The sequence below is a fragment of the Pseudaminobacter salicylatoxidans genome (genome assembly GCF_003148475.1).
Taxonomy (GTDB): Bacteria; Pseudomonadota; Alphaproteobacteria; order Rhizobiales; family Rhizobiaceae; genus Pseudaminobacter; species Pseudaminobacter salicylatoxidans.
The window spans coordinates 48,547-72,824 of sequence record NZ_QGGG01000001.1 but is presented as its reverse complement, the minus strand read 5'-3'; the positions used below and the strand labels follow the sequence as shown (position 1 = coordinate 72,824).

The 24,278-nt window shown below is 62.1% G+C and carries 21 protein-coding genes; 16 read left to right on the top strand and 5 right to left on the bottom strand.

The window, feature by feature from the left end:
* Positions 1 to 21 precede the first annotated feature (21 nt).
* Complete coding sequence (locus tag C7441_RS00305; protein ID WP_109611214.1) at positions 22 to 1,062, bottom strand: dipeptidase; 1,041 nt, start codon at positions 1,060 to 1,062, stop codon at positions 22 to 24.
* A gap of 327 nt (positions 1,063 to 1,389) precedes the next feature.
* Here C7441_RS00305 and C7441_RS00300 point away from each other — a divergent pair, with 327 nt between their 5' ends.
* The 6 genes from C7441_RS00300 to C7441_RS00275 are packed head-to-tail and all read left to right on the top strand — an operon-like array spanning position 1,390 to position 8,001.
* On the top strand, positions 1,390 to 2,988 hold the full coding sequence (locus tag C7441_RS00300; protein ID WP_109611213.1) for an ABC transporter substrate-binding protein: 1,599 nt from the start codon (positions 1,390 to 1,392) through the stop codon (positions 2,986 to 2,988).
* Complete coding sequence (locus C7441_RS00295) at positions 2,985 to 3,998, top strand: ABC transporter permease (RefSeq protein ID WP_019173789.1); 1,014 nt, start codon at positions 2,985 to 2,987, stop codon at positions 3,996 to 3,998. The genes C7441_RS00300 and C7441_RS00295 overlap by 4 nt, the downstream gene beginning before the upstream one ends.
* Positions 3,995 to 4,897, top strand: coding sequence for a nickel transporter permease (nikC, locus tag C7441_RS00290; protein WP_019173790.1), 903 nt, complete (start codon positions 3,995 to 3,997; stop codon positions 4,895 to 4,897). The genes C7441_RS00295 and nikC overlap by 4 nt, the downstream gene beginning before the upstream one ends.
* Positions 4,898 to 4,906: 9 nt before the next feature.
* On the top strand, positions 4,907 to 5,737 hold the full coding sequence (locus tag C7441_RS00285; protein ID WP_109611212.1) for an ABC transporter ATP-binding protein: 831 nt from the start codon (positions 4,907 to 4,909) through the stop codon (positions 5,735 to 5,737).
* Positions 5,734 to 6,474, top strand: a complete 741-nt coding sequence (locus tag C7441_RS00280) for an ABC transporter ATP-binding protein (RefSeq protein WP_109611578.1) — start codon at positions 5,734 to 5,736, stop codon at positions 6,472 to 6,474. The genes C7441_RS00285 and C7441_RS00280 overlap by 4 nt, the downstream gene beginning before the upstream one ends.
* 12 nt (positions 6,475 to 6,486) lie before the next feature.
* Positions 6,487 to 8,001, top strand: a complete 1,515-nt coding sequence (locus C7441_RS00275; protein ID WP_109611211.1) for a serine hydrolase domain-containing protein — start codon at positions 6,487 to 6,489, stop codon at positions 7,999 to 8,001.
* A 52-nt stretch (positions 8,002 to 8,053) separates the two neighbouring features.
* Here the strand turns inward: C7441_RS00275 and C7441_RS00270 are convergent, their stop codons facing one another.
* The 4 genes from C7441_RS00270 to C7441_RS00255 all read right to left on the bottom strand — a co-directional run bounded on the left by C7441_RS00270 (position 8,054) and on the right by C7441_RS00255 (position 12,976).
* Positions 8,054 to 8,824 carry an IclR family transcriptional regulator gene (locus C7441_RS00270; RefSeq protein WP_109611210.1) on the bottom strand — a complete coding sequence of 257 codons (771 nt, stop codon included), beginning with the start codon at positions 8,822 to 8,824 and terminating at the stop codon, positions 8,054 to 8,056.
* Positions 8,825 to 8,917: 93 nt separating this feature from the next.
* Positions 8,918 to 10,006 (bottom strand): extracellular solute-binding protein, encoded by a 1,089-nt coding sequence (locus tag C7441_RS00265; RefSeq protein WP_019171044.1) that lies wholly within the window; start codon positions 10,004 to 10,006, stop codon positions 8,918 to 8,920.
* 28 nt (positions 10,007 to 10,034) lie between these two features.
* Positions 10,035 to 11,825: an ABC transporter permease subunit gene (locus tag C7441_RS00260; protein WP_210205587.1), complete on the bottom strand. Its 1,791-nt coding sequence runs from the start codon at positions 11,823 to 11,825 to the stop codon at positions 10,035 to 10,037.
* Positions 11,822 to 12,976: an ABC transporter ATP-binding protein gene (locus C7441_RS00255; protein ID WP_109611209.1), complete on the bottom strand. Its 1,155-nt coding sequence runs from the start codon at positions 12,974 to 12,976 to the stop codon at positions 11,822 to 11,824. The genes C7441_RS00260 and C7441_RS00255 overlap by 4 nt, the downstream gene beginning before the upstream one ends.
* A gap of 285 nt (positions 12,977 to 13,261) precedes the next feature.
* Between C7441_RS00255 and C7441_RS00250 the strand changes: the two genes are divergently transcribed.
* The 10 genes from C7441_RS00250 to C7441_RS23700 all read left to right on the top strand — a co-directional run bounded on the left by C7441_RS00250 (position 13,262) and on the right by C7441_RS23700 (position 24,269).
* The gene (locus tag C7441_RS00250; RefSeq protein ID WP_109611208.1) at positions 13,262 to 14,062 is read left to right on the top strand and encodes a CoA transferase subunit A; all 801 of its coding nucleotides are present in this window, start codon (positions 13,262 to 13,264) and stop codon (positions 14,060 to 14,062) included.
* Complete coding sequence (locus tag C7441_RS00245; RefSeq protein WP_019171048.1) at positions 14,059 to 14,826, top strand: CoA transferase; 768 nt, start codon at positions 14,059 to 14,061, stop codon at positions 14,824 to 14,826. The genes C7441_RS00250 and C7441_RS00245 overlap by 4 nt, the downstream gene beginning before the upstream one ends.
* Before the next feature lie 11 nt (positions 14,827 to 14,837).
* A complete protein-coding gene (locus tag C7441_RS00240) occupies positions 14,838 to 16,052 on the top strand; it encodes a CaiB/BaiF CoA transferase family protein (RefSeq protein ID WP_210205586.1) in 1,215 nt (404 codons plus the stop codon).
* A 20-nt stretch (positions 16,053 to 16,072) separates the two neighbouring features.
* The gene (locus C7441_RS00235; RefSeq protein ID WP_170124961.1) at positions 16,073 to 17,134 is read left to right on the top strand and encodes a 2-hydroxyacid dehydrogenase; all 1,062 of its coding nucleotides are present in this window, start codon (positions 16,073 to 16,075) and stop codon (positions 17,132 to 17,134) included.
* Positions 17,135 to 17,143: 9 nt separating this feature from the next.
* The gene (locus tag C7441_RS00230) at positions 17,144 to 17,821 is read left to right on the top strand and encodes an L-fuculose-phosphate aldolase (RefSeq protein WP_109611206.1); all 678 of its coding nucleotides are present in this window, start codon (positions 17,144 to 17,146) and stop codon (positions 17,819 to 17,821) included.
* 10 nt (positions 17,822 to 17,831) lie between these two features.
* Entirely contained in the window at positions 17,832 to 19,343 is a 1,512-nt protein-coding gene (locus C7441_RS00225; protein ID WP_109611205.1) for an FGGY family carbohydrate kinase, read from the top strand.
* Entirely contained in the window at positions 19,340 to 20,890 is a 1,551-nt protein-coding gene (locus tag C7441_RS00220) for an acetolactate synthase large subunit (protein WP_109611204.1), read from the top strand. Before C7441_RS00225 ends, C7441_RS00220 begins: the two co-directional genes overlap by 4 nt.
* A gap of 19 nt (positions 20,891 to 20,909) precedes the next feature.
* Positions 20,910 to 23,222, top strand: coding sequence for a molybdopterin guanine dinucleotide-containing S/N-oxide reductase (locus C7441_RS00215; RefSeq protein WP_109611203.1), 2,313 nt, complete (start codon positions 20,910 to 20,912; stop codon positions 23,220 to 23,222).
* 22 nt (positions 23,223 to 23,244) lie between these two features.
* Positions 23,245 to 23,814 carry a peroxidase-related enzyme gene (locus C7441_RS00210; protein ID WP_109611202.1) on the top strand — a complete coding sequence of 190 codons (570 nt, stop codon included), beginning with the start codon at positions 23,245 to 23,247 and terminating at the stop codon, positions 23,812 to 23,814.
* A gap of 224 nt (positions 23,815 to 24,038) precedes the next feature.
* On the top strand, positions 24,039 to 24,269 hold the full coding sequence (locus C7441_RS23700) for a hypothetical protein (RefSeq protein WP_146201422.1): 231 nt from the start codon (positions 24,039 to 24,041) through the stop codon (positions 24,267 to 24,269).
* The last annotated feature ends 9 nt before the right edge of the window (positions 24,270 to 24,278 follow it).

The window sequence follows — 24,278 nt, the reverse complement described above, 5'->3', positions numbered from 1 at the left end:
GCGCTTTACCGGGCACGCGGCTCAGCTTGCCCAACTGCGCTCCAGCACGTCGATCCAGTTCTCATGGCCGATCTTGCGCAGGGCGGCATCGTCATAGCCTGCCTTGCGAAGGGCTTCGACCAGGATCTGCAGGTCGCCGGCGTGACGCATCGCTGCGGGTATGGTCGTGCCGTCGAAATCGGAACCCAGCGCCACATGCTCAATGCCGATGCGCTCGGCGATGTAATCGACATGCCGCACCAGACCTTCCACGGCGGTGTCCGGATTCTTCTGTCCGTCCTCGCGGAAGAAGGAGACGCCGAAATTCAGGCCGACCAGCCCGCCCGTATCCCTGATGGCGTCCAGCTGCTTGTCGGTGAGATTGCGGCTGTGCGGACACAACGCATGGGCATTGGAATGCGACGCGACCAGCGGCGCGTCGGAAATGGCGGCGATGTCCCAGAAGCCCTGCTCGTTCATATGCGACAGGTCGATCATGATCTTCAACTCGTTGCAGGCGTGGATCAGCGCCTTGCCACTGTCGGTTAGGCCAGCGCCGATATCGGGCGAACTGGGGAAACGGAACGGTACGCCGTAGGCAAAGATGTTGGGACGGCTCCAGACCGGGCCCAACGTGCGCAAACCCGCCTGATGCAGCACATAAAGCTCATCGAGATCGGGCCCAACCGCTTCCGCACCCTCGATGTGCAACACCGAGGCAAAGGCGCCTGCAGCCATTGCGGCGCGGATATCGCCGGCCGTACGGCAGATGCGCAGGGCGCCTCCCGACTTGCGCTCGATGCGCGCCAGAAGCGATGCCATAGCCAGCGTTGTGTTCAGTGCGTCCGTATGGCTCGGCGTCGGGTAGTCGCCATTCGCGTCCAGCTCATGTGACGGCGACGGCACGTAGATGGCGCAAAGCCCGCCTGCCAGCCCGCCCTTGCGCGCGCGCGGCAGGTCGATGTGCCCGGCCTTCTCGCCCTCGATAAAACGCTTTTCCGGGTCCGGCTGAGAGGACATATGCAGACGCAGCAGAACGTCGTTGTGGCCATCAAAGACGGGAATGATCGAATCTGTCGTCATCGACTGGAAAACCTTTTGCACATGATGGGAAGGCGGACGCCTGAGTCCGCGTGCGGGCCATTTAAGTGGACCTGCGATTGGGAAATAGCAAATGCGATTTCGGTGATTTTTCATTCCGAATGCGCATCGGATGGCCTGCAACAGCCATCACGCAGCGGAAGAAATGCAAAAACTGCATAACCCGCGGCAAATTCTGCATTGGCTCGACAATCACCGATCGTGATAAGCCCCCGCCTGAAAATGGCCGCATTCAACCCTAGGCAAAACGGCCTTGCACCCTTTTGGGGCCTCTCTTTTTTCGCCAGCAAGTCGGGAAGGTACAGCGAAATGATTTCGAGACGTGGTTTTTTGGTCGGAAGCGCAGCGGTGCCGTTCCTGTCCTATGCCAGCATCATCCCCACCCTCGCGGCCGGCCGCCAGGACATCCTTGTCGTCGCCCAGCAGCTCGACAACATGACCAGCCTCGATCCGCATGAGAGCTTCGAGGCCGTCGGCAGCGAAGTTTGCTCCAACATGTACCAACGCCTCGTGCACCCGGCCTTCGACGATCCGGAGAAGATCGAGGGCGGCGTCGCCAACTCCTGGGAGGCCGATGCCGAGGGCAAGGTCTTCACCTTCAAGATCAACCCGGAAGCCAAGTTCGCCAGCGGCTCGCCCGTGACGGCCGAGGACGCCGCCTTCTCGCTCCAGCGCGCGATCAAGATGGACAAAGGCGCGGCCTTCATCATCAACCAGTTCGGCTTCACGCCTGACAATGTCGAGAAGTCGATCGTCGCCGTCGATGACAGCACGCTGACGCTGACCGTCGAGACACCGACCTCGCTCTCCTTCCTGCTCTACTGCCTGTCGTCCAGTGTCGGCAGCATCGTGGAAAAGAAGGTGGTGCTGGAAAACGCCTCGGGCGATGACCTCGGCAATGGCTGGCTACAGAAGAACAGCGCCGGCTCGGGCGAGTGGGTACTGATGTCCTGGAAGCCGAGCGAGAGCATCATGCTTTCGGTCAACCCACACGGCGCCTACAAGGGCAATGTCAAGCGCATCATCCTGCGCCACGTGATCGATCCGTCCTCACAGCTTCTGATGCTGCAGAAGGGTGACGTCGACATCGCCCGCAACCTCACCACCGAACAGCTTCGCGTGCTGCAGGGCGACGAGAACTACAATGTGATCCGCAAAGGCGTGGCCGGCCTCGTCCTGATGTCGCTCAACCAGAAGAACGAAAACCTCGCCAAGCCGCAGGTCTGGGAGGCCATCAAGTGGGCCGTGGACTACAAGGGCATTCAGGAAAACATCGTTCCGCTTACCCATGAAATCCACCAGACCATCGTGCCGGACGGTTTCGCCGGCGCCGTCAACGACACGCCGTTCCAGAAGGACGTCGAGAAGGCCAAGGCACTGATGGCCGAGGCCGGTCTTGCCGACGGTTTCGACATCGTCATGGACCACTATTCGGCGCAGCCCTACCCCGACATCGCACAGGCCATCCAGGCCAATCTGGGCGAGATCGGCATCCGCGTGCAGCTTCAGGCGGCCGAGAACCGGCAGGTGCTGACCAAGATGCGCGCCCGCGAGCACCAGATCGCCCTATCGGCCTGGGGTTCGGACTATTTCGACCCGAATACCAATGTCGATGTCTTCTGCAACAACCCGGACAACTCCGACAACGCCAAGAACAAGCCGTTTGCCTGGCGCTCGTCCTACCAGAACGAGGAGTTCATGAAGAAGGCGGTGGCTGCGCGTGACGAGCGCGATCCGGCAACGCGCATCAAGCTCTATCAGGAGCTGCAACGCGAGTTCATGCACAACAGCCCCTTCACCATCATGCTGCAGAAGACCGAGATCGCGGCCTGCCGCAAGGACGTGACGGGCATGCATCTGGGCACGCTGTCGGATTCCCACTCCTACGCAAGGATAGCCAAGGCTTGAGCAAGGGGCTGAAACACCTGACGGGCATACTGGGCAGCGTCTTCCTGACGCTGCTCGGGCTCGCGCTCGTCACCTTCATGATCGGCCGGGTGATGCCGGTCGATCCGGTGATCGCAGCGGTGGGCGACAACGCCCCCGAAGCGGTCATCGAGCGCGTACGCACCGAAATGGGGCTGGACCAGCCGCTGGTCTACCAGTTCATGCACTATCTTTCGCAGATCGTACACGGCGATTTCGGCAAGTCGATCCTGACCCGCAACCCGGTCACCGAGGACATTGCGCGCTACTTCCCCGCAACCCTCGAACTCGCCACCGCCGCGCTGCTGATTGCGGCCGTCATCGGCATTCCGCTGGGCGTATGGGCAGCGGTGCGCCAGGGCAGGCTGACCGACCAAATCATCCGCGTCGTCTGCCTTGCCGGTCATTCCGTGCCGGTCTTCGTGCTCGCGCTGCTGTCGCTGCTGATCTTCTACGCCGCTCTCGGCATCGCGCCGGGACCGGGCCGGCAGGACATCATCTTCGAGGGCATGGTGCCGCATGTCACTGGCCTGCTGACGGTCGATTCCATCATCGCAGGCGACTGGGACGCCTTCTGGGACGCGCTGGCGCATATGGTGCAGCCGGTGGTGATCCTGGCCTATTTCTCCATGGCCTACATCACCCGCATGACGCGCGCCTTTATGCTCGATGCGCTGAAAGGCGAGTTCGTCATCACCGCCCGCGCCAAGGGCCTGTCGGCCGCCGCCGTTATCTGGAAGCACGCCTTCCCGACCGTGGCGGTGCAACTCGTCACCGTTCTGGCGCTCACCTATGCCGGCCTGCTCGAAGGCGCCGTCGTCACGGAAACCGTGTTCGCCTGGCCGGGGCTTGGCCAGTATCTGACCGTCTCGCTGATGAATGCGGACATGAACCCGGTGGTCGGCGCAACGCTGCTGATCGGCGTCATCTATGTCGGCCTCAATCTGCTTGCCGACATCCTCTACAAAGTTCTGGATCCTCGCGTTCGATGATACCCGCTTCCTTTCACAACTGGGCGCTGGAAGAGACCCCGGCGTCCCGGTCGCAGGCGGCCTGGGGCCGTCGCTACCGCATCTGGCTCAACCTGAAGTCCAACCCGCTGGCGATGATCGGCCTCGCCATCATCGTCGCCTTCGTCGTCCTGTCGCTGCTGGCGCCGCTGCTGGCTCCATATGATCCCGGCTATCAGGAACTCGCCAACCGCCTTGCGCGACCCACTGCCGAACACTGGTTCGGCACGGACGAGCTTGGCCGCGATATCTTCTCGCGCATCCTCTATGGCGGGCGCGTCACGCTCGGCATGGTGATCGCCGTGGTCGTCCTCGTCGCACCGATCGGGCTCGCCGTCGGCTGCGTGGCCGGCTATTTCGGCGGCATCGTCGACAGCGCGCTGATGCGCGTGACCGACGTGTTCCTCGCCTTCCCGCGCCTCATCCTGGCGCTCGCCTTCGTCGCCGCGCTGAAGCCCGGCGTGGAAAGCGCGGTGCTTGCCATCGCGCTCACCGCATGGCCGCCCTATGCGCGCCTTGCCCGCGCCGAGACGATGACCATCCGCCGCAGCGATTTCATCGCCGCCAGCCGCCTCACCGGTGCCTCGCCCTGGCGCATCATCGCCCGCCATATCGCGCCGCTGTGCGTGCCGAGCCTGATCGTGCGCATCACGCTCGACATGAGCTCCATCATCATCACAGCCGCCAGCCTCGGCTTCCTCGGCATGGGCGCGCAGCCGCCCTCGCCCGAATGGGGCGCCATGATCGCCACCGCGAAGCGCTTCATCTTCGAGCAGTGGTGGGTCGCCACCATTCCCGGCATCGCGATCTTCCTCGTCTCGCTCGCCTTCAATTTCCTCGGCGACGGCCTGCGCGACGTGCTCGATCCGAAGCAGAACTAGGAGAAGGCGATGCTGGTCGATATCAAGAACCTCCGTATTGCCTTCGAGACGCGCACCAGCCGGTTCGAGGCGGTGCGCGGCATTTCCCTGCAACTCAGCAAGGAAAAGCTCGGCATCGTAGGCGAGAGCGGATCGGGCAAGTCGCTGACTGCGCGCGCGCTGATGAAGCTCCTGCCCTCCAACGCGAAGATCACCGCTGACACGCTGAGCTTTGACGGCATCGACGTGCTGAAGGCGGGTGAGCGCGACATGCGCCAGATTCGCGGCAAGCGCGCCGGCTTCATCCTGCAGGATCCGAAATATTCCCTGAACCCCGTCAAGACCATCGGCAGCCAGATTGCCGAAGCATGGCGCACCCACAAGCGCGGCAGTCGCAAGGAGGCCGCTGAAGCGGCCATCGACCTGCTCGACCAGGTGATGATCCGCGATCCGCGCGCGGTGGCGAAATCCTATCCGCACGAAGTGTCGGGCGGCATGGGCCAGCGCATCATGATCGCCATGATGCTTGCCCCCGACCCGGAACTGCTGATCGCCGACGAGCCGACCAGCGCGCTCGACGCCACCGTGCAGGCCGAAATTCTGCGGCTCATCGAGGATCTCGTCTCGCGCCGCGGCATGGGACTGATCCTCATCAGCCACGACCTGCCGCTGGTCTCGCATTTCTGCGACCGCGTGATGGTGATGTATTCCGGCCGGGTGATGGAAGAGCTCAAGGCATCCGAGCTGATGCATGCACAGCATGCCTATACGCGCGGGCTGCTCGACTGCATCCCCTCGCTCACGCATCCGAGAGATCGGCTGCCGGTTCTCAATCGCGATGCAGGATGGCTGAACCCATGATCGAGGTAGACAAGCTGCGCATCAGCTTTGGCGACCGCGAAGTCGTCAAGGGCGTTTCCTTCAGCGTGCCCAAGGGCGGCAGTTTCGGCATCGTCGGCGAAAGCGGCTCGGGCAAATCCACCATCCTGCGCGCCATGGCCGGGTTGAACAACGACTGGACGGGTCGGATCGGCTTCGGCGGGCAAGACGTGCCGCGCAAGCTGCCAGCGTCGTTCTTCCGGCAGGTGCAGATGGTGTTCCAGGACCCGTTCGGTTCGCTGCATCCGCGCCAGACCATCGACCGCATCCTGAGCGAGCTGCTGCTGGTGCATGGCATCGGCGACATAGAGGAACGCATCGAACAGGCGCTGGCCGATGTCGCGCTGCCAAAGGCAGTGCGCTTCCGCTTTCCGCACCAGCTTTCCGGCGGCCAGCGCCAGCGCGTGGCGATCGCCCGCGCGCTGATCGCGGAGCCGCAGGTGCTGTTGCTGGACGAACCCACCAGCGCACTGGACGTTTCGGTGCAGGCCGAAATCCTCAACCTGCTGGCCGATCTGCGCGCCGCCAAGAACCTGACCTATGTGCTGGTGAGCCACAATCTCGCAGTGATCGCGCATCTGTGCCCGGAAGTGGGCGTGATGCTGGGCGGCGAGATGGTGGAGCAGCTTACCGCCGACGACCTGCGTGCCGGCCGCACGAAGCACCCGCACACCTCGGAGCTTCGCGCACTCAGCGTCAACCTCGAAGACCCGGTCTGATCGGAGAATATCATGTCGCTTGAAGCCGGCTGGCAGGCCGCGTCGTCCCTCGCCCGCGATTTCGCAGATCAATGGCCCGGCGATGAGCCGGGCGGCGCGATCATCGGTTTCGACGCGAGCGGCGTGCGCTTCGCCCATGCCGGCGGCGTGGAAAGCCTGTCCACGCTCGCGCCCTTCACCGCCGACAGCGTGGTGCGCTACGCCTCCGTCACCAAGCACGCCTTTGCGGCCATGGTGCTGCATCATGGCAATGTCATCGGCCTCGACGATCGGCTGGGCGTCCATCTGCCTGAATTGCGCAAGCCGCTCGCCGACGTCACCGTCGGGCGCGCGCTGGACATGAGCGGCGGCCTGCCCGACACGCGCGAATGCCTGACCCTGCTCGGCCTCTCCGTCTACACCGAGACCGAAGCCCGGCAGCTGCTGGAATTCCTGGCGACATTGACGCGGCTGAATTTCGATGCCGGCACCGAGGTATCCTATTCCAACACCGGCTATCGGCTGGTGGAGGCAGCACTTGAGCGCAAGGGCTTTGCCTTCGACGACTTCATCCAGCGCGAGATCGCCGGCCCGCTCGGCATCTTCCTGAAGGCGCCGGACGTCTGGAACGACCCTGTCGCGGGCCTCGTGCCTGGCTATTGGAAAGCACCGGAAAAATGGCAGCTCAGCGCCGCCGGCCTGCATATCTCCGCCTCCGGCAGCCTTGCCGGCAGCGGCCGGGCGCTGGCCCGCTGGACGCAAGCGCTGGTGAGCGGCGAAGGCAAGTTCGCCGGCCTCCTGCAAAAACTTTCGGCCGCACGCCCGCTGGCGGACGGACGGGCGAGCGGCTATGGGCTCGGCCTGCGCTGGTCTTCGCTCGGCGCGCGCAAGTTCGTCGGCCATGGCGGCTCGCATCCCGGTTACAAAAGCTATTTCCTGCTCGACCCTGTCGAGAAGACCGGCTTCGTCGTCGTCTCCAACCGTGAAGACACAAACGGCTACAAGATCGCGCTCGGCGCCATGGCCGCGCTGACCGGCGAGCAACTCCCGCGCACCGATTGCACCATTCCTGACGGGCTCTACGTGGCTGACGCGGGCGCGCTGTGGCTGGAAATGCACAACGGCATCGCCAATTGCCTCGACGCCGAGGACACGCTCTACGACGACGGCGACGGCTGGTTCTCCTCGCGCTCGGCCTCCTCGCCCATGCGGCTGCGCTGGACCGGCGAGGCGCTGGAAGGCGAGATCGGCCATGCCGCGCGCCGCCTCCTACCCGTGACGCCGCAACCTGCCGGCGCCGAACTCGACGGAAGCTGGCAAACGCCACTCTATGGCGCGCATCTCGAAATCCGCGGCGGCAGCGCCATCATGGGCATCGGCCCGACGCGCCGGGCAATGCCGCTGCACGACATCGGCGGCGGCCGCTACCTGTTCACCCTGCATGACGGCCCGTGGATCAAGCGCGTCTGCCTCAATCGGCTGGGTGACGACAGACTGGAACTCGTGCTGAGCCGCAGCCGGATGATGGAATATGTCCGCAAGGGCTAACGCAGGACTTAGTTGTTGATCCGGAAAAGGTGCAGACTTTTCTGGATCACCTTCAGGCGCGCACGCCCAGGCAGCGCGTGGAGCGACCCAATGCTTTTTCAATGGAGTGGGCCGCCTCCAGCACATGAACCGAGAACTCTTTGAGCTGCTTTCTCTTGATGCGCGTGTCCGGTCCCGACATTCCGATGGCGCCGACGAGTTCGCCCGTGGGACCCAGAATAGCGGACGCTACTGCCGCGATGCCCTCGCGCCATTCTCCATGAAGCACCATGGCGTAGCCATTGGCGCGCGCCGCTGCCACATCCGCCTGCAGTTCTTCGAGGGAAGCGCGCGACGTAGCCGTGTAGTCCTGGAAGTGGGGAACAAAGCTTTCGAGATAACTGTCAGGCTTGTGGGCGAGCATGGCTTTGCCCGTCGCAACCGACCAGGCCGGAGCCCGTTGGCCAACTCGTGTGTGAGCGCGGATATGATGCTCGCTTTCGATCTTGTCGAGATAAAGCACGTCGGTTCCGTCGAGGACGGAAAGGTGGACCGTTTCGCCGGTCGCTGCCGCGAGCTTTTCCATGGCAGGCCGTGCAAGCGAAACCAGATCCATGCGGCGGATGACATGACTGCCCAGCTCCCATAGCCGGGTCGTCAATTCGTAGGTGCTGTGCGGCGGAACCTGGCGCACATAGCCCTGGTGCTGCAACGTCGTCAGCAATCGGTGGACGTTGCTTTTGGTAAAACCGAGTTCGCCAGCGAGATCCGTCACGCCACGCGGGTTTTCACTCACCGCAAGCGCCTCGATAAGCCGCAACCCCTTGATGAAAGCCTTGTCCATAAACTGGTTCTTATCGCAATTTCGAATGTCGTTCCACTGAGCGAAACGTAATGGGGCCGCGCTGGTGTACCAGCGCGGCCGTTTTTCAAATCGTTATTTGGCGAGAAGCGCGTTCAACTTCTCCTGGCCATATTCCTCGTTGGTCGAGCGTCCGTCCGGAGAGGCCGCACCCCAGTAATCCGGGCTCCATTCAATGGCCTTGGCGATATTGTCAGGATTGTTCGCCCAAAGGCGGCTGATGTCCTTGTCCGCTGCCTCGTAGACCAGCGGCGATGGCAGTGCGACCGGATAAGCCTGCGTGAGTTGGGCTGCACGCTGGGCATCGAGCCGCCAGGCCAAGAGCTTCAGCGCATTTTCGTAATGCGGAGCGCCCTTCGGGATCGAGAAAAAGTCGTAATAGACGAAGCCTTCGTTCCAGGTCATGTCGACGGGCGCGCCTTCGACCACGACGAGATTGTTGATGCGTCCGGCATAAGCCATACACATATCCGCCTCGCCGTCGAGGAGAAGCTGTGGCGCCTGCGCGGCGGTGGTCCACCATTTGGAGACATGCGGCTTGATCTCCTCGACCTTCTTGAGCGCGCGTTCCATGTCGATGGGATAAAGGTCTTCCTTCTTGACGCCATCGGCCATCAGCGCGGCTTCGAAGACGAAACGCGGCCAGGCGGGAAGGCAGCGGGTTCCAGGGAACTTCTCGACATTCCAGAAATCCGCCCAGCTCTGCGGAACCTCGCCCGAATATTTCTCCGTGTTGTATGCCAGCGCAACGCCAATGACCTGGAGCGCGACACCATTGGGCCGCTTGAGGTTATCCGGCATGGTTGCCAGGGTCTTCTGGGCGCTTTCGGAAAGCTTGCTGTAATCGATCTTGTCGAGGCAGCAATCCCCCAGCAGCTTCGTCTCCTGATCGAAGATGAAGGTTAGGTCCCATTCGGTTTTTCCGGCATCGACCTGCGCCTTGATACGCGGTCCGCTGCGAGCCTCCTGAACGGTAATGACCTTGATTCCCGTCTCCTTCTCGAACGGATCGTACATGATCTCACGCAGAGCTTCGCCATAGGCGCCGCCTGGATCCTGCATGATCACTTCATTGCTCTGGGCTACGGCAACATGCGCAGCGGCGAAATAAACCGCAGCCGCAGCAACGCCTCCTGCCAGTCTTTCCAGAAATTTCCTTCGCATTTTGAATTTCCTCCACAAAAATCAGGTATTACACAGCGGGTTTGGTCCGGCCAGCCAATACGGGCCGGGCAAGGGCGATGCCACCGACGACAAGCAGCACCTCGAGGGTGGAAACCACCGCCAGTACCGGGTTGAGCTGGTAGTTGACATCAGCCCATAGCCGGAGCGGCAGCGTCCTGAGTTGCGCGCTCGACAGGAACAGCGACAGCACCAGTTCATCGAATGAATGCAGGAAGGCAAAGAACGCGGCCGCGGCCATGCCCGGAGCCACGGCCGGAAGCGTTACCGTGCGGAAGACGGTGAGCGGAGACGCGCCATGCACTGCCGCGGCCTGTTCGAGGCGGCGATCCACCCCTTGCAGGCTTGCCGCCATGATGACCACCACGATCGGCAAGCCACCGATTGCATGCGCCGCAGCAAGCCCGCTGATCGTTCCGGCGAGATCGGTACGCAGGAAAAGACTGTACAGCGACAGGCCCAGCACGACAGGGGGAACGATGACCGGGCTGACAAGGAGCAGCATGATCGCAGCCTTGCCCCTGATCGAACTGCGCACGATACCGAGGGCTGCCAGGCCACCGAGCGTCACCGCGATGACAGCCGACAACAAGGCGATGGTGAATGAGTTGGTGAAAGCGGTCATCCATTCACTGTCCGAGAAGAATTTCTCGTACCAGCGCAGGGAAAAGCCGGGCGGGGGGAAGGTCAGGAAGCTGGCCTTGCTGAAGGACAGGATCATGACCACCACGATCGGTGCCATCAGCGCCAGGAGAACGAACCCGCCCAGGACGCGCACGGTCCAGGTACCGGTGCCGAGCGGCATGCGGCTGAGCAGCCTGAGCAACGGCCAACCGACCGAGTCGGCAAGCTTTGCGGAAAGCGTGCCGCCTCGCCGACTGCTCCTGGGAGACGAAGCGTGAGAACTCGCCTCAACAAGCTTGCCACCACCCCAGATGAATTCAAAGCCGAGGAAACGACCCGCAATCGCCACGACGATCAGAGTGATGACCAGAAGCACGACGGCAAGCGCCTGCAAAAAGCCTTCGCTGGTCGCGAAATCGGCCTGCTGGGTAATGTGCATGGCAAACATCTGGTCGCCGGGTCCGCCCAGCAAGGTCGGCGTGATGAAGAAGCCGAGCGCGGTGACAAACACCAGCAGGAAACCTGCCCCCATGCCCGGCATTGTGAGCGGCAGGAGCACGCGCCAGAACACTGCCAGCGGCCCCGCTCCACTTGCCTGCCCCGCCCTGACGAAGCTTGGATCCTGACGGGCGATGCTGGAATAGATGCTGAGTACCATCAGCGGCAACAGTACAGCCGTCATGCCAAGCAGGACCGCACTCCGGTTGAACAGGAGTTGCGCGGGCTGATCGAAAATGCCGAGCGCGACCGCGAGCTTGTTGATCGGGCCGTTACGCCCCAGAAGCACCATCCAGGAGTAGGTGCGGATCAGTATGGCGATGAAATAGGGGAGGATCACGGCCGTCGCGACGACAATCTGTCGCCAGCCGCTGGATTTGTGGATGAGAAGCGCCGTGGGATAGCCGAAGAAGAGGCAAAGCAGCGCCACCATGAAGGAAATCTCCATGGTTCGCACGAGCGAATTCCAATAGAGCGGAACTGCAAAGACGCGCTCGAAATGGACGCTCCAGCTCGGTCCGCTCAGGCTGATGCGGACCAGGTCGATAACCGGCAACAGATAGATGAAGGCAAGAAAGGCAGCCGCAGGCAGAAGCAGCCATGCCGGATCCTTGAGCCGTTCCGGCAGTGTGAACGACCGGCGGTCCGCACCTCCCAACGGGATATTCGTGACGCTCATGGCAGCACCCAGCAGTCTTCCGCCCGCCAGGTGGCATAAAGCCGGTCGCCGGGTGAAGGCAGCGGGCGCTCCGCGCTGTCCGTGCAGCGGACCAGAAGCCGCTCGCCCTGATCGGTATCGGCTTCGATACGCAGGATTTCGCCCAGGAAGATCGCCGAGCGAACCGTAACGGGCAGCGCGTTCGGCGTGACCGCCGTGCTGATGGCGATGCGCTCGGGACGAACGAGGACCGTCGCACGCCCTACTTCGACAGGGCTCCGCGTCTCGGCATCGAAAACATAGCCAGCCTGGTTCCTCAACGTCATCGTCGTGCCGCGCTTCTGTAAGATTTCGACGTCGATGAGGTTGGATTCTCCAACGAAGGCCGCGACGAAACGCGTGGACGGGTGGCGGTAAATTTCAACGGGTGCAGCCACCTGAACGATCTTGCCCGCGTCCAGGACCGCGATCCGGTCGCTCATGGTGAGCGCTTCACCCTGGTCGTGCGTGACGAAAAGGATGGTGCTGCCCAGCGTCTGATGCAAATCGCGTATCTCGATCTGGATCTGCTCGCGCAGGCGGCGGTCGAGAGCGCTCAACGGCTCGTCCATCAATACCACCTTCGGCCGGCGAACGATGGCTCGCGCAATGGCGACACGCTGCTGTTGTCCACCGCTCATCTGCGAAGGCAGCTTCCGGGCGTGCTCGGACAAACGCATGATTTCCAGCGTTTCGGCCACGCGCCGCTCTGTCGTTTCACGATCGACACCCGCCATGCGCAGCGGGAAGGCGACGTTCTGGGTGACCGTCATGTTGGGAAACAGCGCGTAGCTCTGAAACACCATGCCAAAGCCGCGACGATGCGGCGCCACATTGTGGATCGGCCTGCCGTCGACGAGAATTTCTCCACCGTTGGGTTTCTGGAATCCGGCAACGAGATTGAGCAAGGTCGTCTTGCCGCTGCCGCTCGGCCCCAGCAAGGTGATGAATTCACCGGGATTGATGTCGAGACTGATATCGTCGGCCGCGCGATAGCCGCCATAGGCCTTGACGACATTGCGTATCGCGATGCTGCTGCCAATGCCGGGCGCGGCAGCCGACGCCACCCCCACTTTCGCTTCGTCAGCAGTGCCTTCGCACCGTGCCGAACGCATCGCCAGAATATCAGCCATTCTTCCTCCCAAATCGTTCTACCATATAGAACGCTATTCCGTATTTATCTTCATGGGCGACATGCCGCTTGTCAAGAAGTTCATAGTGACAAAGATATTTATACGCAATATCAACGCCTTGATAGGAAATCGGCTTTCCAGGCGCAGCCGCACACCTCCTGGAAGATTGACACAAAGCGAGAATGAAGGGTATTCTGTTTCTTAGAATTATGTTCTATAATTTGGAACAATTAAGGAAGCCTCTTCTTTTCTGAATGGGGCCGGCTTCCTCGGGAGGTGGATTTCATGGAGGATTTGCAATCCCTGGCGCGGCTTGTGGAATCGGGCATGCGACTGGCGTTGCCAGTCGATTATGCCGGCGTCTCCATGGCCATGGTTCACCCGCTGATCGAGCGGGGCATCTCGGACCTTGATGTCGTATGCGTGCCAACGGGGGGCTTGCAGGTAGACATGCTCGTCGGCGCGGGCGTTGTGCGCTCGGTGGAGACGAGCGCCATCTCGCTCGGTGAGGCTGGCGGCGCTCCCTGCTTCAATCGCGCCGTCAAGGAAGGCTCGATCGTCGTGCGCGACGCGACATGCCCGGCTATTCATACGGGCCTGCTGGCGGCGCAAAAGGGCGTACCTTTCATGCCCATGCGCGGACTGATCGGCAGCGACGTGTTGAGATACCGCCAGGACTGGAAGACCGTCGACAATCCATTTGCGGAAGCGTCCGATCCGATCGTTCTCATCCCGGCAATCAGGCCGGACGTTGCGATCTTCCACGTCCCGATGGCCGATCGGCACGGAAATGTCTGGATCGGCCGCCGGCGCGAACTTGCCGCCATGGCATATGCCTCTGCCGTGACCCTGGTGACGGCAGAGCGCATCGTAGACAAGAATCTTCTTTCCGACGAAGTAACCGCAACGGGCACCCTGCCCTCTCTCTACGTGACGGCGGTGGCGCAGGTCACACGCGGCGCATGGCCATACGGATTGTGGGGAGAATATTCCGCCGACACGCAGGAACTCATGCGCTATGCGCGGGAAGCTCGCACCGCACAGGGATTTTCCGCCTACATGGCCGGTTTCGGGGAGGCCGCATGATGTCCATGATCCAGCCGCCCCTGCCGCGGGAAATTCTGATCTGCACAATCGCGCGCCTGCTGGATGGCGTTCGCCATGTGGCTGTGGGCGCATCCTCGCCGATCCCGGCGGCTGGCGCCATGCTTCTGCGCGCGCTGAAGGAGCGGGCAGGTGCGGCACCAGTGAAAATCTCCATACTCGGTTCGGTCGAGCACAACTTTTTCACCAACGGCTCGACCGAGCTTTTCGATTGCGCAGGTCAAGGCCGCATAGACGCTTTCTTCCTGGGCGGCGGCCAGATCGACGGGCAAGGCAACATCAACCTCGTGGGCGTCGGTGACTATCCGCGTTCCAGCGTCCGTTGGCCTGGCTCGTTCGGCTCCGCCTATCTCTACTTCGTGGTGCCACGTGTGATCCTTTTCCGAGAAGAACACACACCGCGCGTCTTCGTCGAGAAGGTCGACTTCATCAGCGCGCCCGGCACCAGTGACGAAGGCGTCTACAGGACTGGCGGTCCGTACGCCCTCGTCACCGGCAAAGGCCTGTTCCGTTTTGATCGGCAGAAGGGCCGCTTTCGTCTCGACAGCATCCATCCCGGGCACAGTTTCGACGAAATCGCCGAAGCGACCGGCTTCACCTTCGAGCACGATGCGGAACCGGGCGTCACGCCGTCGCCCGATGTGGACGAACTCGACCTGTTGCGTGGCCGCGTGCTCGATGAGCTCGCGGAGACCTATCCGGAATTTGCGGCGCAGATGCGCCAGAGCCTCACCGAGATCGCCTAGGAATTTCTGATATGGAACAAAACGATATGACGACGCGGGGCTCTCTCGCCGATATCCGGGTGATCGATGCCAGCCGCGTGCTCGGCGGTCCCTATGCCGGTCAGGTGCTGGCCGACCACGGCGCCGATGTCATCAAGATCGAACCGCCCGCGGGAGACGAAACTCGTGGCTGGGGGCCGCCCTTTCTCGACGGAACGGCGAGCTACTTCCTCGGCCTCAACCGCAACAAGCGCGGCATGGCACTCGACATGTCCCAGCCAGCGGGGCAGGAATTGCTGCTGCGCCTGCTCGCAAATGCCGATGTGTTCATCGAAAACTTCAAGACCGGCACGCTGGAGCGGTGGGGCCTGACGCGGGACGAGCTGGAGCGTCGTTTTCCCCGTCTCATCCATTGTCGCATCTCCGGTTTCGGCAGCGATGGCCCAATGGGCGGATTGCCGGGTTACGATGCCGCCATTCAGGCTTCCTGCGGCATCATGAGCGTCAATGGGGAACTGGGCGGCGATCCGCTGCGCGTAGGGCTACCGGTAGTTGACATGGTGACAGGCCTGAACGCGGCGATCGGCATTCTGATGGCGCTCAACGAGAGGGCGTCGAGCGGCAAAGGGCAATTCATCGAAACCGCCCTCTACGACTGCGGCGTTTCCCTGCTTCATCCGCACCTGCCGAACTACTACCTCTCGGGCAAAGTCGCGAAGCCATCGGGCAACGCCCACCCCAATATCTGTCCCTACGATACGTTTGCGACAAAGACGGACCCGATCTTCCTTGCTGTGGGCAACAACCGTCAGTTCGAAATACTTTGCCGCATGGTCGGCCGGCCGGAACTGCCTCGCAATCCGCTTTTTGCCGACAATGCCGAACGCAGCATCAATCGCGACGCCCTCAAGGTCGAACTGGAACAGGCGCTTGCCAATCACGAGTGCGAAACGCTCGCCGATGGGCTGATCAAGGCGGGCGTCCCTTGCGGGGCGGTGCGCACGATCGATCAGGTTATCGCGGATGAACATACGCATCACCGCGAGATGATCGTTGAGATCGATAACTATCGCGGCACCGGAAGCCCCATCAAGCTGTCGCGCACACCGGCGAGTTATACGCGCAAACCGCCGCAATTTGCTGAACACACACGGGAAATTCTGGAAGAGATTGCGGCGGAGCCCGAAGCCTATGGCGCGGTTCTGCCGGGACTGGAAGAACCCGCCCTGAAAACACGCCGGGCGTGACCATCGCCAGGGAGGACATTATGGACGACGCGAGCACGACCACGACGCTGACGGTTGGCATCATCGGCGACGGCTTCATGCAGCCCGACTTCTTCGAGCGGGCGGTTTCAAAACGTCTTGCCGGACAATCGGTTTCCTATCGCCACATGACACTGGACTGGCCACTCAAGGTGCAGTCCACCAAGCATGATCCTGAACTTCCGATCGCCGAATTCGTCGGCAGGCCGGAGGACTATTTCGACTTCATTTCCGATCTTGATGTCCTCATTACCCATCTCGCGCCGCTCACATCGAAAAGCTTCGACCATGCGCCGAAGCTGAAGATCGTAGCGGTGTCGCGTGGCGGGCCGGTGAACATAGAGATGCCGGCTGCGCGGGCGCGCGGCATCACCGTGATCAACACGCCCGGCCGTAATGCCTCGGCCGTTGCGGAATTCACCGTCGCGTCCCTGCTGGCGGAGACGCGCAATCTTATCCGTGGGCATCTTTCGGTTGCGAGCGGCGAGTTTCGCCGCGAATTTTATCACTTCGATCACACCGGGCCCGAACTGGGTGAGTTGACTGTCGGCATCGTCGGCTACGGCGACATCGGTACACGCGTGGCGCGGCTGCTCCAGCCGTTCGGCTGCAAGATCCTCGTGGCGGACCCGTTCAAGGAACTGGCGGACGAGGATCGCGCGGCGGGAATCGAAAAAGTTGCATTCGATGATCTGCTTGCCCATTCGGATGTGGTGACGCTGCACCCGCGCGTTACGCCGCAGACGAAGGGCATGATCGGCCGGGCCCAGATCGAGGCGATGAAGCCGGGGGCCTATATCGTAAACACCACGCGCGGGCAGGTGCTCGACTACGCAGCGCTCTATGACGCGCTGGTTTCCGGCCACATAAGGGGCGCCGCACTCGATACGTTCGATCCCGAGCCTCCGCCGGCGGACTGGCCGTTGCTCAAACTGGCGAACGTGACCCTCTCGCCGCATATTGCGGGCGCTTCGCGCTATTCCATCATCAAGGCAGCCGACATGATCGCCGAAGATATCGGGCGAATCCTGGAAGGCCGTGCTCCCCTCTATCCCACAAAGTGAGCCAACATCATGAATGATGAAGAACTTGTGCTGCGCACCGAACTGGTCGAAGCCTGCCGCAGCATGAACAGGCTGGGCATCAACAAGGGAACGGCGGGTAATATAAGTGTCCGTTACGGCGACGGCTTTCTGATTTCCCCCACCGGCATACCCTATGACAAGCTGACACCCGAGCATGTCGTTGCCATGCGCTGGGATGCAACTTTCGACGGGGATGTGCTACCGTCGAGCGAGTGGCGCTTCCACCGGGATATTCTGAAGGCCCGCCCCGATCTCAACGCGGTGGTTCACACGCATTCCACCTTTGCCACCACGGTCGCGATCCTCGGCAAGGAAATTCCTGCCATCCACTACGCAATCGCCTCGGCCGGCGGCCCGACGATCCGCTGCGCGCCCTATGCCGTCTTCGGATCGCAGGAGCTTGCCGATAATGTGGTCACCGCGTTGGAAGGCCGGCGTGCCTGCCTCATGGCCCATCACGGGGTGATCGCGGCGCATGTTTCCATCCCCCGCGCGCTGGCGCTGGCCGTCACCGTCGAAGAACTGGCGCATCAATATATGCTGTGCCTGCCGCTTGGCGAGCCGCCGGTCCTTTCGGATGCCGAAATGGCGGAGGTGCTGGAAAAGTTCAAAACCTACGGGCAGCAAAGCCCCAAGACGATATCCGGCTTGCACAAGGCATCGTGACATAGCGTCCATGTCCGATCTGATTTTCTGTCTCGATTCCGGCACGACTACGGTCAAGGCTGCGGCCTTCGACCTGGAGGGCCGCTTTCTGGCCGTTGCCCAGCGCCCGAACAGCGCGTTGCGGCGGTCGGGAAGTTTTGTCGAGCAGGACATGGACGCCAGCAGGGATGATGCCGCCCGGGTCCTGGCCGAATGCGCGGCGAAGGTTGAAGGAAAACCTGCCGGCCTGATCGTCACAGCACAGGGAGATGGGACCTGGCCGCTCGATGCAGACAGGCGGCCAGCCGGACTTGCCATCACCTGGCTTGACGGCCGCGCGCGGGACTTGGTCGCAGCACATACGCGGCGCGGAACCTTCAAGCCCATAGAAGATGTCACCTTCTCTCGCCCTACTGCGGCAAGCCAATCGATGCAGCTTCTGTGGCTGGCCCGGAACGAGCCGGAAAGGTTTGAACGGATACGCTTTGCGCTGAGGCTGAAGGAATGGCTCTTCTTCTGCTTCACCGGCGAACTCAAGGCAGAGCCGAGCGCCCTGCTGCCGACATGGGGAGATTGGCGCAGCCATTCGCCGTCTCCCGTCGTGGAAAGCACGCTGGGCCTTTCCAGGGGTATTGCTCTGCTGCCCGAAATGCTTCCCATAGGCTCCACCCGATCCGGTCTTTCGACGGAAGCGGCAAAGGCAACGGGCTTGCCAGCCGGCCTGCCGGTTTTGCTCGGTCCCGGTGACGTGCAATCCACCTTGATCGGCCTTGGTCTTGGCCTCGTGCCAGGCATCGAGCGTTGCTCTATCTTCGGCACCAGCGCCATTCACGGACGTCATATGGCCGACCCCGGGCAAATGCTTGAGCGTCCAGCGGGCGCAATGGTCCAGCCTTTCGCACTCGGCGACGGATATGTCAGCTTCCACCCCAGCTTCAACGGGGCATCGCTATTCGAGCATCTGCGTCATCTCACCGGACGCACCTCGCAGTCAAACGGCGTTTCTCCCGCTTATTCGGGTCTTGTCTTGCAGCCTTTCCTCGAACCGAGCGGTGAGCGCGCACCCTACACCACACCGCATGCGCGTGGTGCCCTTTTCGGGTTGACCGCGGCGACCACACCGGCCGAAATCGATTGGGCCGGTCGCGAAGCACTGGCTTTCGTGGCGCGCCGCAGTCATGAAATGATGCAGGGTGGGCATGCATCCATTGCCCTTGGAGGCGGGCTGGCAGCCGATCGCGCCTTCGCCCAGTTCCTTGCCACGGCCACCCGCAGCCCGGTGTTGCGCGCAACCGACGGTCAGGCGGGGCTCAAGGGAGCCGGGGCGATTGCGGCTTTCCACCTTTTCGGCCTGTCGCGCGAAGCTTTGGCAAACACCTGGGTGGGGGCCTACGACGAACGGATCGACCCGGAAGCGGGACCGGTTGCAGACTACGCCGAGCGGAAATATGCCTTGTTTGTCCACCTCATCGATGCGGTTCTTCCGCACTGGGAGGCATTGGCGGAGATCGAGGCGACAAAGACTGAGATTGGACTGACATGAACGGTGCCGACCTGCTTTGCGAAACCCTCCTCGCAAATGACATTGACGTATGCTTCGCCAACCCTGGCACATCGGAGATGCATTTCGTTGCCGCCCTCGACCGCCAGCCCGGGATGCGTTGCATTCTCGGTCTTTTCGAAGGTGTGGTGACAGGTGCGGCAGACGGCTATGCCCGCATGGCGGACAAGCCGGCTGCTACCCTGCTGCATCTGGGACCGGGGCTCGCGAACGGACTTGCCAACCTGCACAATGCCAAGCGTGCCCGCACGCCGGTCATCAATGTGGTGGGCGAACATGCGACCCATCACCTTCCCTATGACGCGCCACTGACCTCCGACATCGAGTCGCTCGCGCGACCGATGTCACACTGGATCGGCCGCGCCGCTGCGTCGGATGAAATCGGCCAGATCACTGAGGCAGCCATCAGAGAAGCGCGCGCGCCGCAGGGCAGGATCTCGACCCTGATCCTTCCAGCCGATGTCGCGTGGAGCGAGACCACTGCAAAAACGCCCCGCAAGGCAGCGCTGTCTGCAGCCTCCGCTCCGGACATGAAACGCATCGAAGCGGCCGCCAATGCCCTGCGCAACGGGCAAAACACGACCATATTGGTGACCGGCCTCGCATTGCGCCAGACGCAGCTTGAAAAGCTTGGCCGCATCGCCCGCAAGACAGGCGCCAGGCTCATGGCGCAACAATCGAACGGTCGCTTGCAACGGGGCGCCGGCCGCGTTCCGATCGACCGCGTACCTTATGTGATCGACAAGGCAGTGGCATGCTTTGCCGAAACCGCGCAGGTGGTGCTGATTGGCGCCAAGGCACCGGTGGGCTTCTTCGCCTATCCCGGCAAACCCAGCAGCATGCTGCCCGACGCGTGCAAGGTGATCGACATGATCGCCGAAGATGACGATCTGCCCCTCGCCGTCGACATGCTGGCGGATGTCCTCGGCGTCGATAACGGCATGCCGATCGAGATCGCAAGCCGTCATCGGCCCGATCTAGCGGCAGGAAAGCTCACGCCAGAGGCCATCGCCATTGCGCTTGCCCACTACATGCCCGCTAATGCAATCGTCTGCGACGAGTCGGTCAGTTCCGGACGCGACTTTTTCCACAAAACGCACGGCGCCGAGCCCCATGACTTTCTGCAGCTGACCGGCGGCGCCATCGGCATCGGCCTCCCAATGGCCACCGGTGCCGCCATCGCCTGCCCCGATCGCAAGGTGATCTCCCTCCAGGCAGACGGCAGCGGCATGTATACTGTGCAAAGCCTATGGACCCAGGCGCGCGAGCGGACCAACACGCTGACCATCGTGTTTGCCAATCGTCGCTATGCCATCCTGCATGGCGAATTGAAGAATGTCGGTGCCGGAGTGCCGGGAGCCAATGCACGCCAGATGCTCGATCTCGACAATCCGGCGCTTGATTGGGTTGGCATGGCCAACGCCATGGGTGTTGAGGCCGCGCGGGCAGAGACCGCAGAACGTTTCGCAGACATACTGAGCTCGGCATGCGGCCGCAACGGGCCGTTTCTTATCGAAGCCATAATCTGACGAGGTTGGGAAAGCTCGGATGGGCAATATCAGGCGCGTACCGCACTGCAGTCACTGGGGCGCTTACACACTCCTCGTCGAGAACGGCGAGATTGTCGGTGTCGAGCCTTTTGAGCACGACCCCAATCCGTCACCGATTATCCATTCGGTCCGGGAGTGGTCGAACCCCAGCCGCCGCGTTCTGCGCCCGATGGTTCGGGCCGGCTGGCTGGAAAATCGCGACGGCGGCAGCGGGCATCTGCGTGGCAAGGACAAGTTCATACCCGTAAGCTGGGAGACGGCGACGGAGTTGGTGGCGGGGGAGATTGACCGCGTTCGCCAAAACTACGGCAATGCCTCAATCTTCGCCGGCTCCTATGGCTGGACGAGTTGCGGCCGACTGCATCACGCATCGTCGCTTCTCAAGCGCACGCTTAACCTTGTTGGCGGCTTTACCGGCCATGTCGACACTTACAGCATAGCTGCCGGTCCGGTTATCCTGCGACATACCCTGGGCAGCGACGAAGCTTGCAGCGGTCAGGCCAACACGCTCGACTCGATCGCCGAGAATACCGAGACGCTGGTGGTTTTTGGCGCGCTTTCTCCACGCACTGCGCAAAGCGAGGCCGGCGGCATCGGCTCGCATACTCTGGAAAAACATCTGGAACGCATCGCTGAACGGGGCATCAGGGTGCTGCTCGTCTCGCCACTGCGCGATGATCTCCCCGAATGGATGAATGCCGAGTGGTGGCCCATCCGTCCCAACACCGACACCGCATTGATGCTGGGTCTTGCCGGAGAGCTCGTGAAGGCGGGCCGTCACGACCGCGATTTCCTTGCACGCTGTTGCAGCGGATCGGATCGTTTCATCGCCTATCTGGATGGTTCCGCCGACGGCATTCGCAAGGATGCGCAATGGGCGGCGGAGATCACGGGGCTCGATGCCGAACATATCAGGGCACTTGCTCCCGCGCTCGTCGATACGCGCAGCATGCTGACGGTAAGTTGGAGCCTTCAGCGCGCGCATCATGGCGAACAGCCCTTCTGGGCGGCACTGGGGCTCGCGGCGGTCGCAGGCCAGATCGGACTTCCAGGCGGGGGCGTGGGCTTTGGCTATGGTTCGCTAGGCGGTGTAGGGGCTCCCTTCGGCCTCGGCAAATCACCGGCGATATCGCAAGGGCTTAAGTCGCTTGACAGCTTCATCCCTGTCGCGCGCGTCACCGATATGCTGCTCAATCCCGGCGACACTTTCACCTATCAGGGACAAACCCGCGCATATCCTGATATCAGGCTGGTCTATTGGGCAGGAGGCAATCCCTACCATCATCATCAGGACATCAACCGGCTCGCCGAAGCATGGACCCGGCCGGAAACCATCATCGTCCAGGACCCGATGTGGACGCCGACCGCCCAGCGCGCCGACATCGTGCTGCCCGCCTCGACATCCATCGAGCGCAATGACCTCGCTGGCAACAAGCGCTCGGACTACATCCTGGCCATGCACAAGGCGATAGAGCCTCTCGGCGAGGCACGATCGGACTTTGAAATCTTCAACGGTATCGCCAGGCACCTCGGGATCGGCGACGCTTTCAACGAAGGCCGTGACGAAATGGCATGGATCCGCTATCTCTACGAGGCGACCCGCAGGGATGCCGGCGAACGGTTCGGCTTTGAAATGCCGGAATTCGACGCCTTCTGGCAGCAGGGTCATGCCAGGGTTCCGGTCCGCGAAAACCACACTTTTCTTGCCGGGTTCCGGCAAGATCCCCAAGCACATCCGCTCAACACCGAAAGCGGCCTCATCGTCCTGGGCAGCGACACGCTCGCGCAATTGCAGTACGCGGATTGCCCCGAGCATCCGGCCTGGCTCGAGCCGGCGGAATGGCTGGGCAAGGCAGCGGATGGCAACGAATTTCATCTTGTCTCCCATCAGCCATCCGGCCGTTTGCACAGCCAATTGGAAGCAGGGCCATCCAGTCGTGCGAACAAGCGCAATGGTCGTGAACAGGTGCGCATCAATCCTGTCGATGCAGCCAGACTTGGCATCGCGGACGGTGCCACGGTGCGCCTTTGGAATGCCCGCGGTGCTTGTCTTGCCGCAGCAAGTGTAGATGACGCCGTGCGCCAGGGCGTTGCCATCCTGCCGACAGGCGCCTGGTTCACGCCCACCGGAAACAGCGGCCTGGAGATTGCCGGAAACCCCAACGTGCTGACGCTTGACGTTCCGACCTCGCAATTCGGCCAGGGATGCTCGGCGCATACATGCCTGGTGCGCATCGAGCCATATGAAGGCTTGGCGCCACACGCAATCGACCACTATCAACGAACCATCGCCGCACTCGCGGATGCATGATCCAGATACCCGGAGGAACAATATGACCACTCATCCCATCAGCCGCTTTCCTGTGCCGCGCATCGAGGACCTGCCCAAGGACATCGCCGAGCGCATTCTGGCCGTGCAGGAAAAATCGGGCTTCATACCCAACGTCTTCCTCGTTCTGGCGCATCGTCCGGACGAGTTCCGTGCCTTCTTCGCCTACCACGACGCGCTGATGGACAAGCCGGGCAATCTGACCAAGGCCGAGCGCGAAATGATCGTGGTGGCTACGAGCAATGCCAACCAGTGCCAGTACTGCGTGGTGGCGCATGGCGCGATCCTGCGCATCCGCGCCAAGGACCCTCTGATTGCCGATCAGGTCGCCATCAACTACCGCAAGGCCGATATCACGCCGCGCCAGAAAGCGATGCTGGATTTTGCCATGAAGGTGTCCGCACGGGCCTACGAAGTGGACGACGAGGACATGGACATGCTGAAAGGCCACGGCTTTTCGGAAGACGACATCTGGGACATCTCCGCGATCGCGGCCTTCTTCGGCATGTCGAACCGCCTCGCCAATGTCACCTCCATGCGCCCGAATGACGAGTTCTACACGCTCGGGCGCTGAGGGTATTTGAGGACACTGCCGTCACGCTTTTCTGTGCCGGAAGATTTCAGGGCACGCGCCTGCAGCCAAGGTTGCCGGTGCGTGCATATACGGTTGGAACAAGCACGATTCAGCCGCACGCTCGTGCGCCGTAACAGTCGCGCAGCGGTCTCCGGAACGTGACTTCTGTTTACTGGCATAACCTCCGGTGCAGGCGCAGGATTCCGCAAACGGAGGTTACGGCCATGCGTACCTTGATTGTAGCGGCATCACTAGGCTTGCTGACCCTCATATCCGGATGCACCACCGATACAGGCGGCTTCTACGGCATGATGGCACCGGGAAATTATGACTATGGCCCGTCCGTCGGCGGCGGCGACCACGACAGGTTCCGCCAGCACTTCGGCTTCGCCCATACCGGCCATGTTGGCCACGGGCACGAACACGGCGGTCATGGCGGTCACGGCAAATTCTAGAACTATGCG

What these genes read in the sequence shown, in the direction of transcription:
- C7441_RS00280 (WP_109611578.1), top strand. Translation starts at nt 5,734, where the DNA reads ATGATCGAGGTAGACAAGCTGCGCATCAGCTTTGGCGACCGCGAAGTC.
- nikC (WP_019173790.1), top strand. Translation starts at nt 3,995, where the DNA reads ATGATACCCGCTTCCTTTCACAACTGGGCGCTGGAAGAGACCCCGGCG.
- C7441_RS00255 (WP_109611209.1), bottom strand. Translation starts at nt 12,976, where the DNA reads ATGGCTGATATTCTGGCGATGCGTTCGGCACGGTGCGAAGGCACTGCT.
- C7441_RS00300 (WP_109611213.1), top strand. Translation starts at nt 1,390, where the DNA reads ATGATTTCGAGACGTGGTTTTTTGGTCGGAAGCGCAGCGGTGCCGTTC.
- C7441_RS00285 (WP_109611212.1), top strand. Translation starts at nt 4,907, where the DNA reads ATGCTGGTCGATATCAAGAACCTCCGTATTGCCTTCGAGACGCGCACC.
- C7441_RS00270 (WP_109611210.1), bottom strand. Translation starts at nt 8,824, where the DNA reads ATGGACAAGGCTTTCATCAAGGGGTTGCGGCTTATCGAGGCGCTTGCG.
- C7441_RS00275 (WP_109611211.1), top strand. Translation starts at nt 6,487, where the DNA reads ATGTCGCTTGAAGCCGGCTGGCAGGCCGCGTCGTCCCTCGCCCGCGAT.
- C7441_RS00265 (WP_019171044.1), bottom strand. Translation starts at nt 10,006, where the DNA reads ATGCGAAGGAAATTTCTGGAAAGACTGGCAGGAGGCGTTGCTGCGGCT.
- C7441_RS00230 (WP_109611206.1), top strand. Translation starts at nt 17,144, where the DNA reads ATGAATGATGAAGAACTTGTGCTGCGCACCGAACTGGTCGAAGCCTGC.
- C7441_RS00240 (WP_210205586.1), top strand. Translation starts at nt 14,838, where the DNA reads ATGGAACAAAACGATATGACGACGCGGGGCTCTCTCGCCGATATCCGG.
- C7441_RS00245 (WP_019171048.1), top strand. Translation starts at nt 14,059, where the DNA reads ATGATGTCCATGATCCAGCCGCCCCTGCCGCGGGAAATTCTGATCTGC.
- C7441_RS00220 (WP_109611204.1), top strand. Translation starts at nt 19,340, where the DNA reads ATGAACGGTGCCGACCTGCTTTGCGAAACCCTCCTCGCAAATGACATT.
- C7441_RS00250 (WP_109611208.1), top strand. Translation starts at nt 13,262, where the DNA reads ATGGAGGATTTGCAATCCCTGGCGCGGCTTGTGGAATCGGGCATGCGA.
- C7441_RS00260 (WP_210205587.1), bottom strand. Translation starts at nt 11,825, where the DNA reads ATGAGCGTCACGAATATCCCGTTGGGAGGTGCGGACCGCCGGTCGTTC.
- C7441_RS00215 (WP_109611203.1), top strand. Translation starts at nt 20,910, where the DNA reads ATGGGCAATATCAGGCGCGTACCGCACTGCAGTCACTGGGGCGCTTAC.
- C7441_RS23700 (WP_146201422.1), top strand. Translation starts at nt 24,039, where the DNA reads ATGCGTACCTTGATTGTAGCGGCATCACTAGGCTTGCTGACCCTCATA.
- C7441_RS00305 (WP_109611214.1), bottom strand. Translation starts at nt 1,062, where the DNA reads ATGACGACAGATTCGATCATTCCCGTCTTTGATGGCCACAACGACGTT.
- C7441_RS00225 (WP_109611205.1), top strand. Translation starts at nt 17,832, where the DNA reads ATGTCCGATCTGATTTTCTGTCTCGATTCCGGCACGACTACGGTCAAG.
- C7441_RS00235 (WP_170124961.1), top strand. Translation starts at nt 16,073, where the DNA reads ATGGACGACGCGAGCACGACCACGACGCTGACGGTTGGCATCATCGGC.
- C7441_RS00210 (WP_109611202.1), top strand. Translation starts at nt 23,245, where the DNA reads ATGACCACTCATCCCATCAGCCGCTTTCCTGTGCCGCGCATCGAGGAC.